Source organism: Methylocystis sp. Uni0008 (assembly GCF_056838045.1).
In genome coordinates, this window is the sequence record NZ_CM166370.1 from 1,679,127 (window position 1) to 1,694,714 (window position 15,588).

A 15,588-nucleotide genomic window follows, 5' to 3' on the forward strand; every position below is an offset into this window, starting at 1 on the left:
CGCCCGCTGTGGCTACCCCTGCTAGCCCTGCCTGTCGCGTGCGGCCGGGCCGCCCTCGATCGAAGCCGGCGGCTTGAAGCCGCTGTCCTTCTCCTGAGGGACCATGGCCGGATCTTCCTCGATGAGCTGTTTCGATCCGCGATCGTCGGCCGGCCGCGCGGCGACCGGCGCCGCCGACAGGCCGGTCTGATGCGCCAGCCAGTTTCGCCAGTGATCGGCGGAGCCGTTGAACGTGTTCTGGTCGACCGCGCCGGTGATCCCCGGCACGCGTCCGTCCGAACGATATTGCCAGAAGGTCCATTTGCGGTCGCCGTAACGCACCTGCGGGTGATATTTCGTCGAACGGACCCAGATCGGATATTCGGACAGCGCATCCGAATGCAGGATCGCCTGATAGAAGTCGACCGAGGAATAGATGATGGGCTTCTTGCCGTAATGGCGCTCCATCTGCGTGAGCATGTCCTTCATGTCGCGCAGCACTTCCTCGCGATAGAGCGTGCGTTTGCAGGTTCCCGACGTCGGCGTCGCCTCGACGTCGAGCACCGGCGGCAGCGCGTCCGGCTCATTCGGCACGACGCTGGCGAAATTGCCGATCTCTTCATGCGGCCGGCGGCACCAGTAAACGAAATGATAGGCGCCGCGCGGCACCCCGGCCGCCTTCGCCGCCGCCCAATTATAGGCGAATTTCGAGTCGACCCGGTCGCCGCCTTCGGTCGCCTTGATGAAGGCGAAGGAGACGCCAGAGTCCTTGACCTGCTCCCAGTCGATGTTGCCCTGATATTTCGACACGTCGATGCCGTGGACGGCGAATTCGGCGCTGCGCGTCGCCGGGAATTTATGCAGTTCGGTCTCCGGCACGGCGTAGGCGAGGAAGCTCGGATCGCGCTTGGGATTGATCAACGGCGCGCTGGTCTGGAAGCGCGGCCGGCGCGAGAAGCTTGGGTCATAGGAGCTGCCACAGCCAGCGAGCGTCGCCGCCGCGAGCGCGGCGCACAAAGTGGCGGAGGCAAAGAGGGGAAAACATTTCAACGAGCGCATTTCGTCAAATTATCTCCGCAGGCGGTAACGGAGCGTAAACGCGCCGCCGCGCCTCAGCCCAGATGGAACCACAAACTGGCGATTGTAAGGAAGGCCCCATACCCGATCACGTCGGTAATGGTCGTCACGAAGGGCCCTGAGGCCACCGCCGGGTCGAACTTGAGCTTGTCGAAAGCGAGCGGCACGACGATGCCGCCCAGGGCGCCCGCCACCAGATTCGTGAACATCGCCAAGGCCATGACGGGCCCGAGCCCGACGTTATGGAACCAGTTGGCGGCGACGATCCCGGTGACCATGCCAAAGGCCGCGCCATTGACCGCGCCGATGGCGAGCTCCCGCAAAATAATCCGGAACGCGTTGGCGCGGGTCAGTTCGCGGGTCGCGAGCGCGCGCACGGCGACGGTCATGGTCTGAGTGGCCGAATTGCCGCCCTGCCCCGCGACAATCGGCCCCAGCACGGCGAGCGCCACCATTTGCTCGAGCTGCGACTGAAATGTCTTGAGCACGGAAGAGGTGATGAAGGCGGTCAGCATGTTGACCGAGAGCCAGGTGAAGCGGCTCCTCGCGATCCACCAGAAATCGTCGGTCAGCTCTTCTTCGGGATTCACGCCGCCAAGCGCCAGGATCTCCTCGGACGCCTGCTCCTGCATGACATCGACGATGTCGTCGATGGTGAGCACGCCGACGAGCCGTTCGGATTCATCGACGACCGGCACGGAGACGAGATTGTAGCGCTCGAAGAGGCGCGCCGCCTCGGCGCCGTCTTCCGTCGCCTTCACCCGCCGGCGATCCTCCTGCATGATCTCGTCGAGCCGGGCGCTGGGCCGCGCGCGCACGAGCGCGTCGAGAAACACGGTCCCAAGCAGATGGTAGCCGGGATCGACGACGAAGACTTCGAAGAAGTTTTCCGGCAGATTCTCTTCGCCGCTCTCCCGGAAGAAATCGAGCACCCGGCCCGCCGTCCAGAACGGAGGCGCGGCGACCAGCGTCGTCTGCATCAGGCGCCCGGCGGAATCCCCGGGATAATCCAGCGAGCGGCGCAGGACGATCCGTTCCTGCGCCGGCAGCGCGTCGAGGACTTCCGCCTGCTCTTTCGGCTCCAGAGTTTCGAGGATGGCGACGGCGTCGTCGCTTTCGAGGTCGCGCACGCCCTCGACGAGCGTCTCGACCGGCAGCTCCTCCAGGATTTCCTCGCGGGTCGCTTCGCCGACCTCCATCAAGGCCGTGAAGTCGAAGTCGGCGCCCATCAGTTCGACGAGGCGGGGTCGCGCTTCGTGGCTCAAGAGCTCCAGCAGCGCGCCGAGGTCCGCCTCGTGCAGGTCGCCGACGAGCTCGTGAACGCGCGCCGAATCGCCGAGGGCGATCGCGCCTTCGACGTCCAGAACGAATTCCGGGTTAAGAGACTTCGTCCCGCCGTCGCGGAAGTCCTCGGCGGCGGTCGCCGTATCTTCATGATCGAGCGGCATAGGCGCTCCCGCGCTATATTGTGGTCGCGCTCTTAACCCGCGGGCGCGAGAAATCAAACCGGCAAGCCGCAATGACCGCCATTTTTCCGCTGTTGAATAGATCAGAACCGCCCGTCAACGCCGCTCCTGTCAGGCGGATCGCGCTCAGGCTGCTGGCGTCCTTGTCAATCGCCGGCTTTGTTTATGCGCCGGGAGATGCGGCCGCCATTGAACCGACCTGCGGACCCGACGCGCTCGGCGTGTCACGCGTCGTCGAAATCGACCGCGCCAAGGGAGCGGCGATCGGCCTGCAAAGCTACCCGCGCACGCTCGACCTCCGAGACCATGAAGTGGTTCTCACCTTCGATGACGGTCCGGCCGCGACAACGGCGCATGTGCTGGACGCGCTCGCCAAGGAATGCGCGCGCGCGACCTTCTTTCTGATCGGCCGAAACGCCGAAGGTCTGCCTGCCCTCGTCAAGCGCGCTGCTGCGGAAGGCCACACCATCGGCCATCATTCCTACAGCCATCCGGAGAAGACACTCAGGCTCATGAGCGAGGAGGCCGCGAAGGCCGATATCGACAAGGGAATCGCCGCCGTGAACAAGGCGCTTGGCGCGACGGCCGCGCCTTTCTTCCGCTTTCCCGGCTTCGCCGATACGCCGGCGCTCGTCGCCGACCTGACGTCCCGGGGCTACACCATCTTCGGCTCGGATCTGTGGGCGTCGGACTGGGCGCATATGACGCCCAAGGCCGAACTCGATCTCGTGCTGTCGCGGCTCGAAAAGAACCGCAAAGGCATCCTGCTCTTCCATGACTCGCAAGGGATCACCGCGCAGATGCTGCCCGAGTTCCTGCGCGAGCTGAAAAAGCGCGGCTATTCGCTCGTGCACATAATTCCCGGCGACGCGCCGACGCCGATCGTCGCCGCAGGTCCCGACTGGACCTCGACGACAGAGCCGATCATCGTCAAGAATCTTGGATCAAAGGCCAAGCCGGCCCCGCAAACGCATCAACATGGCGCGCAGGAGGCGCCAAAATCCGGCGAGCCCTAAAGCCGCCGGAAGCGGCGCTAGCCGCCGCGATCGCAGATATAGGTGCTCCTTGAACCCCAGCAGGAGCCGCTCTTGTAAACGCTGCCGATATTCCTGCCGCCGAGCGTCGCAGACCAGGTTTTTCCCCTGACGGGGGAAAGCGTCAGCGTTTGACCGGCGTATTGGAAGGTCACCCCGCCGCCTTTGCGCGAGATTTGACAGGCGCCGCTGTTCAGGACGCGTCCGGAGATGCGCACGTAGCACTTGCCTGTCCGGGCGTCCGGCGCAGCTTCCTCCGCCGCGTTTTCTCGCGTCGCAGACGCGCCGTCCTCGATATCGCGGCGCGCTTTTCTGCGCCTTCCCGCGATGTCGTCATTGAGAAATTCCGGTTCGAGATCGAGGTTGGCGATCGACGACGCAATCGAGCCCGACGCTTGCGGGGCGGGGGCGGACTCTGCGCCGTTCTGCGTGGAGGCCGACGCGCGATCTTGCGGCGATGTCGGCTCCACGGGGCCGGCGATGATTGACGCCCGCTGCTCCTGGGGTCCCGGATTGGACGGCGGCGCCTCCGAGCCGGCGACGCGCGAGGACGCGGGCGACGCTATCCTTTGAGGCGTCGTCGAGTCGTCCGGATCGATCGTTTGGGGAAGTTCGCCCCAGAACGCCGAACCAACGACGATCGCCGTTCCGACGATGACAAGCGCCGCGGCGCCCACATAAAAGAAGCGCTCGACTCTCTCGAAGTTGCGATCCGAGTCGGTCGCATAAGACTGGCGACGCGAGCCGTTCGGCCGCGGCGACGCCACGCGCCAATCGGCTTCGATGTCATGCCAGGCATAGCGGGCGCGCGTTTCGACATTGTCCTTCGGCGGCGCCCCGCGGTCTCTTAACGAAACAGCCATGCTTCCCTCTCCGGGCGCGGTTGAACGAAAAGAGCCGAACGCGCCTCGCTGTCGCGCAACCCACCGCGCCTCTGGCGCGGGTCCGCACAGACCGAGCAGGCGGCTCGCACTGACAAGCGCCAGCGCAGGCATATTGCAATCGGGAATGTGGCTGATGTTTGCCCGCTGCGGCGCCGCAATCAGCCGGGCGCCTTTTGGCGCTGTGAACCGCGCAGCGCACAACCGCGCCTTGTATCTTGATCGGAACTATATAAGACACATGTCGTCCCAAATTCTCGGCAACAGGAGCGCCGATGCGCCTGCGAACCTCGGCTGTTTTTTCCAGCCTCCTTTCGGTGCTTCTCGTTACGCCGCATGCGGCGCTTTCCAAGCCGAATAAGTCGCCAGACGCGTTACGCGACCGATGCGAGAAACGCGTCGCGGATGCCTTCAATCGAGACCACCCGCAACGCGAATATAGCGACAAGGACGGGCTTCATATTGCTTTTTTCGATGCTCGCTACGATCCGGTCTCCAAAAAATGCTTCTATCTTGAAGGCTTGAAAACCGTCAGCGCCGTCGACAAGGAATTCCGGCTCGTTGAAACCCTGCACGATGTGGACGGCAACAGCGACGTCGGCGCGTTCTCCGGCGTTCGCAAGCAGAACGAGGGGACGATGAACATCGACCAATGCAAGGTCGGGCAAAAGCAATGTTCATCGGAAGGAGAGTGGAAAGTGCTTATCCGGCCGATGATCGGCGATAATTGACCGTCCTGTTCCGAAGCTCGCCCTGCATTGTTCAGAGGCGCGACATCGCTCGAAGGGGTTAGCTCTGGTAGGCTCAGCCCCCCTTGCCCTCACTTGCCCCTCAGCGGGACAGGCTTGGCGAATGTGCTGAGTCTCCGTGAACCCGCTCTTCGGAATGGTGCGGCCGAGAGGACTCGAACCTCCACTGGTTGCCCAACTAGCACCTCAAGCTAGCGCGTCTACCAATTCCGCCACGGCCGCCAAGGCGCTCCGCTTAAACGCGAAGCGCCGGCGCGCTGCGTCTAACAAATCGCCTTGCCGATGACAAGCGGCCGCGACGCACGAACCTCCCGATTGATGTAGAATGACGTGATGAGCGAAGCCGCCTGCCCTCCCGTCCGGGCCGCCGACGCGTCCGGCATGCGCGCCCCCGCAGGCGCGCCGCCGGTCGAATGGCGCGTCAGCGAAGATCTCGTCGCATATGGAGAGGCGGTCGCGTGGATGGAGGCGCGCGCCGCGGCGATCGCCTCGGGCGAGGCGCGCGAATGCGTGTGGCTGCTCGAACACCCGCCGATCTACACCGGCGGCTCCTCGGCGAAAGAACAGGACCTGCTCGACGCGCGCTTTCCGGTCTTCCGCACCGGACGCGGCGGCCAGTTCACCTATCACGGCCCCAGGCAGCGCGTCGCATATGTCATGCTCGACCTGACGCGCCGCCGCCGCGACGTGCGCGCCCTGGTCTGCGCGCTCGAATCCTGGATCATCGCGACGCTCGCCGATTTCGGCGTCTCGGGCGAGCGGCGCGCCGCGCGCGTAGGCGTCTGGGTCCAGCGGCCGGAGAAGCCCAAAGGACTGGGCGGCGAGACGGCGGAAGACAAGGTCGCCGCGATCGGCGTGCGCCTGCGCCAATGGGTGAGCTTCCACGGCGTCGCGCTCAATGTCGCGCCGGACCTGACTCATTTTTCCGGCATCGCGCCCTGCGGCGTGCGCGAGGCGCATCTCGGCGTCACGAGCCTCGCGGACCTCGGCGCGACGGCGGACATGCAGGCGGTCGACGCCGCACTGCGCAGAAATTTCGAGGCGATCTTCGGCCCGGCTGATACGACTTCCGTTTGAACCGCTCGGGCGTCATTCCCGATCAGGCCTTCGGCCTGCCGGGAATGACAAGGCGCAAGCGAACCGATCAGGCGGAGCGTTTAGGACGCGGCGGGCGCCCGCCCCTCGCGCGCGGCAAGCGCGGCGAAAAGCGCATCGTCTTCATTGACGCCGGCGTTATCGGTCGTCAGCAGCTTTTCGCCGTAGAAGATCGAATTGGCGCCGGCGACGAGGCAGAGAATTTGCGCCTCTCGCGACAGCGACGAGCGGCCGGCCGAGAGCCGCACCCGCGACTTCGGCATGACGATCCGCGTCGTCGCGATCATGCGCACGAGATCCAGGGGATCGATCTGGGCCCGTCCGGCGAGCGGCGTGCCCTCGACCGCGACCAGGGCGTTGATCGGCACGCTTTCGGGATGCGGATCGAAAGACGCGAGCGTCTGCAGCATGCCGGCGCGGTCATGGACGCCTTCGCCCATGCCGATGATCCCGCCGCAGCACATCTCCAGGCCCGCGCCGCGAACGGCCTTGAGCGTGTCGAGACGCTCCTGATAAGTGCGGGTGGTGATGATCTCGCCGTAAAACTCGGGGCCCGTGTCGAGATTGTGGTTGTAGGCGGTGAGTCCCGCGTCGACGAGGCGCTCGGCCTGCGATTGGTTGATCATGCCCAGTGTGACGCAGGCCTCCATGCCAAGCGCGCGAACGCCGCGGACCATGTCGAGCACGGCGTCGAAGCGCTTGCCCTCGGGGGCCGAACGCCAGGCGGCGCCCATGCAGAAGCGATCGGCGCCGGCCTCCCGGGCGGTCCTGGCGGCGGCGAGCACGTCCGACGTCTCCATGAGGTCGACGCGGTCGAGCTTCACCTCGCGATGATGCGCCGATTGCGGGCAGTAGGAGCAGTCTTCCGGGCAGCCGCCGGTCTTGATCGACAACAGCGCCGCCTTCTGCACGTCGTTGACGTCGTGAAACCGGCGATGCACGGCGTTCGCCTGCGCGACGAGATCGAGCAGCGGCTGATCGTGGATGGCGACGATCTCTTCGACGCGCCAGTCATGACGCAGCGAGAAGTCGACGGGCGCGTTCACGCCGGACCTCCGGCGTCGCCGCTCTGCGCGCGATGCTGCGAGCGCGCGGCGAGTTTGCGCTGCGGCGCAGCCGGCGCCTCTGCGGCCGGCGCTTTCTTCCGCGCGCCGCGCAATGCCGCGTAAGCGACGGAAAGCGCGATCGCGACGTCAAAACCCGCGTTGGCGATGACGAAGGGCGCTGGGGCGAACTGGGACGCCGCGCCAATATAGTGGAAATAGATCGCGTAGAAGGGGTGCAGCGCAAAGCCTGCGGCGACCCACCACGGCGAGCCGATGATCGACATGCCGGCGAGCGAGCCGAAAACGGCGACGCCGGTCATCTCGACGCCGGCCCAGGGGCCGGGCTCGTCAGCGCGAAACGCGAAGCCGACGTAAAGGAACGAAAGCGCAATCAGCGCGTAGGCCGCGATGCGGGCGACGGCGGCGCCTGACCAGCGGCAGAACGCGAGAAGCCCTAAGGCAAAGACCACGCCGACCGCGGCGAAGATGGCTATTTCCGTTATGTCGAGCATGACTTGACCGTTAACGCCGCGAAGTGCGGAAGATGAGGCGTCATTTAGCGCCGCCGAAGTCTATAAGGGGCGGAGCGGCGTCGAACAAGTGCCCGCTCCCGCCGCCGCCGCGTCGCGAACGCGCGGCCGGCTCTTGTCAAACGCTGTGGTCTGCAGCAGTTTCGGGCGGCTAAGCTTCTTCGCAATCTCCGGCGAGGTTCTCGTGCCAAGAGCCATCTTCCTTGCGCTTCTCTGCGCGGCGAGCGGCGCCACGCCGGCGCTTGCCGTCAACACCTGGGCGGGCAACACCGCCGACGACATCGCTGAGGAGCAGAATGCCTGCGCCGCCGACGCCTACCGGTTCTGCGGCGGCAACACCGTCTTTGTTTTCGAGATGGAGAATTGCCTCAAGCGGCATATGCCGTATCTCTCGCGACCTTGCCGGAAGCAACTATCTCCCACCGATTTTCGGAAATACTACCGCGAGGAGCCGGATTTCTTCGGTTTTTAGGAGGCGCGCGCGCAGTCGGGCGGCGGGCCGAACGCAGACGCGTCGAAATGGCGTCCGAAGCCTGCTATAGCTGCCCTGGACGCGCCTTGAGGCGCAGAACAGTTCAAAGGTCGCGACAGTATGCAGCTTGAGGCGCAGGCGCAGGAAAAACCCGTCACGCTCGCTCCGTCGGAGCCTGACGCGACGAAAGGCGACGAGACCCTCATCGAGGATATTCGCCTGCTTGGGCGACTGCTCGGCGACGCCGTCCGCGAACATGAGGGGACCGCCGCCTTCGAGCGCATCGAGACGATCCGGCGACTCTCGGTCGCCGCCAGCCGCGATGGCGACGTTGAGGCCGACAGGAGCCTCGACGCCCTGCTGCGCTCGCTGACGGCGGAGGAGGCGCGCACCGTCATTCGCGCCTTCAGCTATTTCTCGCATCTTGCAAACATCGCCGAAGATCTGCATCCGCTGCAGCAGCGCGCGCGCGCTCAGGCGAGCGGCGCCGTCGCCAACGCGCCCAGCCTCGCGACCACTTTCGCGCGGCTTCGCAAAGCCGCCGTCGGGGCCGGCAAGATCGCCCAGGCGCTGGCGCGCGGCTGGATCTCGCCGGTACTGACCGCGCATCCAACGGAAGTGCGTCGCAAGAGCCTTCTCGACGCCGAACACGCGATCTTCAAGCTGCTCGCCGCGCGCGAACATATGCGCGGCAAGGCCGAGCGCGCGCAGAACGAGATGCAGCTGCGCGCCCGCGTCTCGCAGCTCTGGCAGACCGAGCTCCTGCGGCATTCGCGATTGACCGTGCGCGACGAGATCGAGAATACGCTGAGCTACTATCGCAGCACCTTCCTGCGCGAAATCCCGCGTCTTTACGCCGACATCGAACAGCGTCTGGAAGGACTGCGCGTGCCGCCTTTCCTGCGCATGGGCGCCTGGGTCGGCGGCGATCGCGACGGCAATCCGAACGTCACGGCGGACTCGCTCTCGACCGCCATGCGCATGCAATGCGAAACGGCGCTGCGCTTTTATCTGCTCGAAGTGCATGAACTCGGCGCGGAACTCTCGATTTCGCGCCGCTACGCCGGCTGCACCAAGGCGCTCGAAGAGCTTGCCGCGCGCTCGGGCGACGATAACCCGCATCGCGACGACGAACCCTATCGCCGCGCTTTGATCGGCGTCTATTCGCGCCTCGCCGGCACGATGGAGAAGCTGACCGGCGGCCAGGCCGCGCGCCACGCCGTCGCGCCCGGCGAACCATACGCCAACTCATGGGCGCTGCTCGCCGATCTCGTCACGATCGACGAATCGCTGCGGGTGCATCACAGCGAGGTGATCGCCACGCAGCGGCTCGAACCGATGATCCGCGGCGTCGAAGTCTTTGGTTTCCATCTGGCGACGCTCGATCTGCGACAAAGCTCGGACCGGCACGAGGAGACCATCGCCGAGCTTCTCAACGTCGCGCGCGTCGCCGAGGATTACGCCGCGCTGCCCGAGGCCGACAAACAGCAGCTGCTGATGAGGCTGCTCAGCGACCCGCGGCCGGTTCGCCTGCCCGGCGTGACGTACAGCGAGCGCGCCACGAGCGAATTGACGATCCTGGAGCGCGCGCTCGAGATGCGCCGCCTCTACGGCGACGAGGCGATACGCCATTACATCATCAGCCATACTGAAACCGTCAGCGACCTCCTCGAGGTGCTGCTGCTGCAGAAAGAATGCGGCCTGATGCGCGGCACGCTCGACCCGCGCGACGCGCAGCGCGTCATCGCCGATCTCATCATCGTGCCGCTTTTCGAGACGATCGACGATCTGCGCAACGCCGCGCCGATCATGCGGGAATTCTATGCGCTGCCCGGCATCCTCAAGCTCGTCGTCAATTCGGGCGGGCAGCAGGACGTCATGCTCGGCTATTCCGACTCCAACAAGGACGGCGGCATCCTGACGAGCATCTGGGAGCTCTACCGCGCCTCGACCGCGCTGGCGGAATTTTTCGCCTCGCTGCCCAACGTCACCCTGCGGCTTTTCCATGGACGCGGCGGAACCGTCGGTCGCGGCGGCGGGCCAAGCTATGACGCCATTCTCGCGCAGCCGCCCGGCACCGTGAACGGGCAGATCCGTCTGACCGAGCAGGGCGAAGTCATCGCCGCGAAATACGCCAATCCGCAGATCGGCCACGTCAACCTCGAACTGCTCGTCGCGGCGACGCTCGAGGCGACGCTCCTCTCGGAGCAAAAAACGCCTGCGCCGGAGTTTCTGGAGGCGGCCGAGGAATTGTCCCAGGCCGGCATGGCCGCCTATCGCGGCCTCGTCTACGGCACCGAAGGCTTCGTCGATTTCTTCTTTTCGTCGACGCCGATTTCGGAAATCGCCTCGCTCAACATCGGTTCGCGTCCCGCCTCGCGCAAACCTTCGCGGCGCATCGAAGACCTGCGCGCAATTCCGTGGAGCTTTTCATGGGCGCAGGCGCGCGTCGCTCTGCCTGGGTGGTACGGCTTTGGCTCGGCGATCGCGCATTTCATCGAAAAGGATGAGAAAGCGCGGCTCGCGCTGCTGCGCCGCATGAGCCAGGAGTGGCCGTTCTTCCGCGCGCTGCTGTCGAACATCGACATGATCCTGTCGAAGACCGACATGTCGATCGCGCATCATTACGCCGGACTTGTCGAGGATCGGGCGCTTGCGGCGCGCATCTTCGGCATGATCGAGGCGGAACATGCGCGCGCCAATGAGGCGCTCGAGAAAATTCTCGGCTCCAAGGAGCGTCTCGCCGACAATCCGACGCTCGCGCGTTCGCTCAGGCACCGCTTCCCCTATATCGCCCCGCTCAACTATCTGCAGGTCGAGCTGATCCGCCGCCATCGCGCCGGCGAGCACAGCGAAGACATCCGCGAAGGCATATTGATGTCGATCAACGGCGTCGCGGCAGGCTTGCGCAATACGGGATAGCGGGCGCCGTGGGCGCGCTTCAGACATCAGGCGAAGAATCGTATCGGAGGGTAAGCGTCATGAGCGCAGGCAGTCAGTTCAATGACATCAGCCTGGACGAGTTGAAATCCGGCATCGCGTCAGGGCGAATCCTGCTCGTCGACGTGCGGGAGGCTGAAGAATATGCGGCGGGCCATATCGCCGGCGCGCTGTTCAATCCTTTGTCGAAGTTCGATCCGAGCAAGCTGCCGGTCGCGGGCCAGGACCAGCAGGTCGTCATCTATTGCCGGTCGGGTCGGCGCTCGGTGACGGCGATGGAACAGGCGCGGCTGTTAGGCAGGCGCGACGCCAACACGCATTTCGGCGGCGGCATTCTCGCCTGGCTCGACGCCGGCGAACCTGTCATCCAGGGGATGTAAGCGCGCGGAGACGGCGACGCGGCTTCACCGCAGGCTTGCAAGATAGCGCGACAGGGCGAGCAGTTCGCTGTCGCTGAAGATGTCGTAGGCCGGCATGAGATTGCCGGGCTTGATCTCCTGATTGTGCCTGATCCAGCGCGCGATGGAAGCCTCGTCCGCGGCGAGCGTCGCGGCGCCGATCGATATCCTGCCGCCGACATGAGTCAGATCCGGCCCGAGGCGGCCGGCGGCAGGCGTTCCCCGGATCGTGTGGCAGGCGCCGCATCCTCTCGAAAGAAACAGCGCCTCGCCATCAATCGTCTCTGGCGTTGCGGGCTTCTGCGCGGGCTGAAACTGCCGTAAGCGCCAGTCGTCATATTCCCGCTGCGGCAACGCCACGACATTGAACGCCATCAGGGCGTGCGCGCCGCCGCAATATTCGGCGCACTGGCCCCTGCTCACGCCGGCTTTCCCGGCGCTGAGCGTGAGCTTTGTCTTGCGGCCGGGAATCATGTCGAGCTTGCCGGCCAGCCTCGGCGCCCAGAAACTATGAATGACATTGTCGCTCGTGAGCTCAATCTCGATCGCGCGGCCGACCGGAATCCGCAATTCATTGGCGCTCTCGACCGTCGAGCCGGCCTCGTCTCGGTAGACGACGCGCCACCACCAGCGCTCGCCCGCCACCTCTATTCTGACCGGCGCGGCGGTCGTTTTGTCCGGCCCCGCGCCGAGCATAATCAGTCCGTAGACGAGGAGCGCGGAGAGAGTGACGACCGGAAAGACCAGACCGCCGGCGAGGATGACAGCATCGCCGGCGAGGAAGGCCCGCCGACGCGCGGACGCAAATAGCGCGATGGCCGTCAGAAGACTGACGGCGAGCATGATCGCCGCGCTTCCCGCGACCATGACCCAGAAGAGTTGCGCAACGTGGTGCGCCTGCGGTCCAGACGGCGCGAGCGTCGATTGAACGCCTTCGCATCCCCCGAGCAGCAGGCACGCGGCCGGGGCGGCGCGCGCCATGCGCAGGAATCGCGTTCTATCGCGCACGACGCCCCCCACGACGCGGCGGCGGCGGCGTCGGCCGTTCAGGCTCTTCGGCTCTTGTCGCTGCAGCGCTTGCGAAATAAGCGGCGACGTCTCTCGCCTGCTCATCGGTCAGTCGCGAAGCGATCGTCCACATGATCGCTCCATATCCTGACTTTTTGCGCAGTCCGCGTTTCCAAAGTTCGATCTGACCGACGATATAGGGCGCATACTGTCCGTCGAGATTTGGAAAGGACGGCGCCCTGTTGTCGCCGTGGCAAACGAGACAGGGCGGCACGCCTGAATCCGCGACGCCCTCCGTCGCAATCTGTCTGCCGCGCGCAATCTGATCGGCGTTTGGTCCCGCCGGCAGCGCGCTCGGAGCGGACGTCGGCGCGCGCGCGTAATATTCGCTCAGGGCCATGATCGCGGCGTCGTCCAGCGCCACGGCGATCGGCGTCATGATTCCGCTTTGCCTCACGCCGCTGGCGAAATCGCGCAGCGCGCGTTCGACATAGGTCTGCGACTGTCCGGCGAGGCGGGGCACGAGAGCGCTTCTGGGCTGCGCATCGCCGCGATGACAGCGCACGCATCGCGTCAGCGCCTCCGACGTCATACCGTTCCGGGCGATCTCGGGGCCGTTCTTCCGGGGCGGCTCGACGTCGCCGATGGCGAAAAGCCGATATTGGCTCATGCTCATCTTCGGCAGAACGCGCAGGAAGGCGACGACGGACCAAACTTCGTCATCTCGCTCCTGCGCCACCCAGGCCGGCATTCCGGTGAACTTCAGACCGTGCTTGACGATCCAGAACAGCTGCTCAGTCGACCAATCGGACGCGGCGCGGTTGAGCTCGGGCGGCGCTGGAAGCATGCGATCGACGATCGGGTCGCTGTGTCCCCCCGGCGCGCCATGACAAGGCGCGCAGCCGCCGTCGAAATGACCCGCTCCGAGGATCACGCGATTTTGATCATCGAGCGGCGGCGCAGCGATGAGAGCGCTGTGCGTGGCGACGGAACGCTGCAGACCCAACTCGAGAAACCAGCGCGTGAGCGCCCAATGAGGATGGCTGGCCGCGACGTTGTAGAGGCCCGACCACGCAAAAAACAGGACGGTGAAAGCCAGAACGAGGGCCATACCCCCGCCGAGAAGCAGAATTTTTCTTGCCGCGAACGCCACCAGGCGTCACCGCTGCTCTGCCGCGGGACATGGAGCGCACAGATTGTATGACCGTTCCACGCTCTCCATACCGATCTCCCAAGCTGGCGCTGGCGTCAGAGCCGCGCCAATGCAAAGTCTCTGTGCTGAGAGAGATAGGGCCGAAAGACGAAGCGGTCAGCGCGCGCGAGGCCAAGCCAACGCGCCGCCCATCGATCGCGGCAGAAACTTTCCCCGTCGCCGGCCCATGGCCACTGTCGAGCTGAAGGAATAAGCTCTCTGACCGTTCATTGCCATGTCAACTGTTGGGAATGATCATGAGAGACCAATATCGAGAGATCAGCAGCCAATATTCGCGAGCGCGCAAAGATGACGTCACCAATTTCCTTGAAACGCCGTCCGTCCAGTCCGCGCTCGGCCACATCGCCGGCGCGCGCGCCATCGACTACGCATGCGGGACCGGCCACTATTCCCGGCTGCTGAAAAGGCTCGGGGCAAAGGACGTGCTCGGCGTCGATCTGTCGCCTGCGATGATTGACGCCGCGCGGCGCGAAGAAAACGAAAACCCCCTCGGAATCATCTATGAGGTCGGCGACGGCGCGGCGATGAGGATCTTCGGATTCTTCGACATCGCTACCGCCGTCTTTCTGTTCAACTACGCCGAGGACGAGCCGACGCTCGAGCGCATGTTCAGGTCGGTCGCGACGAATGTGAATCCCGATGGCCGACTGATCGCCGTCGTGCCCAATCCGGACTTCATCAACGGCCGCGAAGATATGCTTCCTTACGGGTTTTTTCTCGAGGAGATCGGCAAAGGCCCGAAGAGCTTGCGCGTTCGGATGACTTTTGTCGGCGACGGAAAATTCTCGATCGAGTTCACTCAATGGAGTCGACGCGCCTACGAGGAGGCTCTGGAGCAGGCGGGGTTTAGCGACGCCCGATGGACGCCCTTCGCGGTTTCGCCAGAGGGGATCGCGCGTTACGGCGAGGACTTTTGGAAAGCGATCCTCGACAATCCGAAAAGCATTGTGCTGAGTGCGAGGAGAAGGTCCGCATGAAAAGGTCTTCGACAGAATTTCCGATGTGAGGGCGCGATGCTGCTCGTCGATACGGCGGATCAAGGCGCGATCCGCAAAGCGCTCGAATTTCCTGGCGTGCTGGGCTTCACCACCAATCCGGCGCTCATGGCACACGCCGCCGGCGTGGAGACACTGTCGCTGGATGCCTATGTCGCTGCGGCGCGAAAGCTCTGCACAATGGCGACGGAGACCGGCGCCATTCGGGAGCTGATGATCCAGGCGGTTGGCGGCCCGAACGAGATCGTGATGCAGGCGGGACTCTATCTCGACGACCTGAAGGCGGCGAATGAAACAAGGCTTTGGATCAAGCTTGCGCCCACTCCGGCGAGCCTCGCATGCTGCGATAAGCTGACAGAGATCGGCTGCGCCACTCTGGCGACGGCCGTATTCACGGCGGCGCAGGCCTATGTCGCGATGGAGGCTGGCGCGTCCGGCGTCGCCGTCTATCTCGGCAGGCTCATGCGGCTGGATGGCGATTGGCAAAGGCGACTCGAAGACATCGCCGCGATCGTCAAGGGCGCCGAACGAACCCTGCTGCTTGCGAGCTTTCCCGATCGACAGACCGTCGAAGTTGGACTTCGATATAGCCGCGAGATCACGGCGCCGCCGTCCGTTCTCGAGGATTTGCTCACCTCTTCACTGTCGCAGGACGCGATCAAGGCGTTCGACGAGAAGGTCGCATGGGAGCGCTGAAGAGCCGGC

Annotated in this window: 15 protein-coding genes and 1 tRNA gene; 8 read left to right on the forward strand and 8 right to left on the reverse strand. The window is 64.9% G+C overall.

Going from position 1 to position 15,588, the window contains the following annotated elements:
- Positions 1-21: 21 nt before the first annotated feature.
- Both AC0X69_RS08185 and mgtE read right to left on the reverse strand, forming a co-directional pair.
- Positions 22-1,038, reverse strand: a complete 1,017-nt coding sequence (locus AC0X69_RS08185) for a glycoside hydrolase family 25 protein (RefSeq protein ID WP_482612968.1) — start codon at positions 1,036-1,038, stop codon at positions 22-24.
- A gap of 53 nt (positions 1,039-1,091) precedes the next feature.
- Positions 1,092-2,504 (reverse strand): magnesium transporter, encoded by a 1,413-nt coding sequence (gene mgtE, locus AC0X69_RS08190; protein ID WP_482612969.1) that lies wholly within the window; start codon positions 2,502-2,504, stop codon positions 1,092-1,094.
- Positions 2,505-2,575: 71 nt separating this feature from the next.
- Between mgtE and AC0X69_RS08195 the strand changes: the two genes are divergently transcribed.
- A complete protein-coding gene (locus AC0X69_RS08195; protein WP_482612970.1) occupies positions 2,576-3,538 on the forward strand; it encodes a polysaccharide deacetylase family protein in 963 nt (320 codons plus the stop codon).
- A gap of 17 nt (positions 3,539-3,555) precedes the next feature.
- Here the strand turns inward: AC0X69_RS08195 and AC0X69_RS08200 are convergent, their stop codons facing one another.
- Positions 3,556-4,419, reverse strand: a complete 864-nt coding sequence (locus tag AC0X69_RS08200; RefSeq protein WP_482612971.1) for a hypothetical protein — start codon at positions 4,417-4,419, stop codon at positions 3,556-3,558.
- 293 nt (positions 4,420-4,712) lie between these two features.
- On the opposite strand from AC0X69_RS08200, the gene AC0X69_RS08205 reads away from it, so the two are divergent.
- Positions 4,713-5,168, forward strand: a complete 456-nt coding sequence (locus AC0X69_RS08205; protein ID WP_482612972.1) for a hypothetical protein — start codon at positions 4,713-4,715, stop codon at positions 5,166-5,168.
- 155 nt (positions 5,169-5,323) lie between these two features.
- Here AC0X69_RS08205 and AC0X69_RS08210 read toward each other — a convergent pair.
- Positions 5,324-5,408: transfer RNA gene (locus tag AC0X69_RS08210), tRNA-Leu, on the reverse strand.
- Between the two features lie 159 nt (positions 5,409-5,567).
- Here AC0X69_RS08210 and lipB point away from each other — a divergent pair.
- Positions 5,568-6,263 carry a lipoyl(octanoyl) transferase LipB gene (lipB, locus tag AC0X69_RS08215; RefSeq protein WP_482613329.1) on the forward strand — a complete coding sequence of 232 codons (696 nt, stop codon included), beginning with the start codon at positions 5,568-5,570 and terminating at the stop codon, positions 6,261-6,263.
- A gap of 80 nt (positions 6,264-6,343) precedes the next feature.
- On the opposite strand, the gene bioB is transcribed toward lipB, so the two are convergent.
- A complete protein-coding gene (gene bioB, locus AC0X69_RS08220; protein ID WP_482612973.1) occupies positions 6,344-7,327 on the reverse strand; it encodes a biotin synthase BioB in 984 nt (327 codons plus the stop codon).
- Positions 7,324-7,839 (reverse strand): PTS sugar transporter subunit IIA, encoded by a 516-nt coding sequence (locus AC0X69_RS08225; protein WP_482612974.1) that lies wholly within the window; start codon positions 7,837-7,839, stop codon positions 7,324-7,326. Before AC0X69_RS08225 ends, bioB begins: the two co-directional genes overlap by 4 nt.
- A gap of 202 nt (positions 7,840-8,041) precedes the next feature.
- On the opposite strand from AC0X69_RS08225, the gene AC0X69_RS08230 reads away from it, so the two are divergent.
- The 3 genes from AC0X69_RS08230 (at position 8,042) to AC0X69_RS08240 (ending at position 11,649) form a co-directional block, all read left to right on the forward strand.
- Entirely contained in the window at positions 8,042-8,329 is a 288-nt protein-coding gene (locus tag AC0X69_RS08230; protein WP_482612975.1) for a hypothetical protein, read from the forward strand.
- Positions 8,330-8,449: 120 nt separating this feature from the next.
- Positions 8,450-11,251 (forward strand): phosphoenolpyruvate carboxylase, encoded by a 2,802-nt coding sequence (ppc, locus tag AC0X69_RS08235; RefSeq protein ID WP_482612976.1) that lies wholly within the window; start codon positions 8,450-8,452, stop codon positions 11,249-11,251.
- A 59-nt stretch (positions 11,252-11,310) separates the two neighbouring features.
- Positions 11,311-11,649 carry a rhodanese-like domain-containing protein gene (locus tag AC0X69_RS08240; protein ID WP_482612977.1) on the forward strand — a complete coding sequence of 113 codons (339 nt, stop codon included), beginning with the start codon at positions 11,311-11,313 and terminating at the stop codon, positions 11,647-11,649.
- A gap of 24 nt (positions 11,650-11,673) precedes the next feature.
- On the opposite strand, the gene AC0X69_RS08245 is transcribed toward AC0X69_RS08240, so the two are convergent.
- Both AC0X69_RS08245 and AC0X69_RS08250 read right to left on the reverse strand, forming a co-directional pair.
- Positions 11,674-12,654 (reverse strand): cytochrome c oxidase subunit II, encoded by a 981-nt coding sequence (locus AC0X69_RS08245; RefSeq protein WP_482613330.1) that lies wholly within the window; start codon positions 12,652-12,654, stop codon positions 11,674-11,676.
- 10 nt (positions 12,655-12,664) lie between these two features.
- Positions 12,665-13,786 carry a c-type cytochrome gene (locus AC0X69_RS08250; protein WP_482612978.1) on the reverse strand — a complete coding sequence of 374 codons (1,122 nt, stop codon included), beginning with the start codon at positions 13,784-13,786 and terminating at the stop codon, positions 12,665-12,667.
- 338 nt (positions 13,787-14,124) lie between these two features.
- Here AC0X69_RS08250 and AC0X69_RS08255 point away from each other — a divergent pair, with 338 nt between their 5' ends.
- Both AC0X69_RS08255 and AC0X69_RS08260 read left to right on the forward strand, forming a co-directional pair.
- Entirely contained in the window at positions 14,125-14,865 is a 741-nt protein-coding gene (locus AC0X69_RS08255) for a class I SAM-dependent methyltransferase (protein WP_482612979.1), read from the forward strand.
- A 36-nt stretch (positions 14,866-14,901) separates the two neighbouring features.
- Positions 14,902-15,579: a transaldolase family protein gene (locus tag AC0X69_RS08260; RefSeq protein ID WP_482612980.1), complete on the forward strand. Its 678-nt coding sequence runs from the start codon at positions 14,902-14,904 to the stop codon at positions 15,577-15,579.
- Positions 15,580-15,588 lie beyond the last annotated feature (9 nt).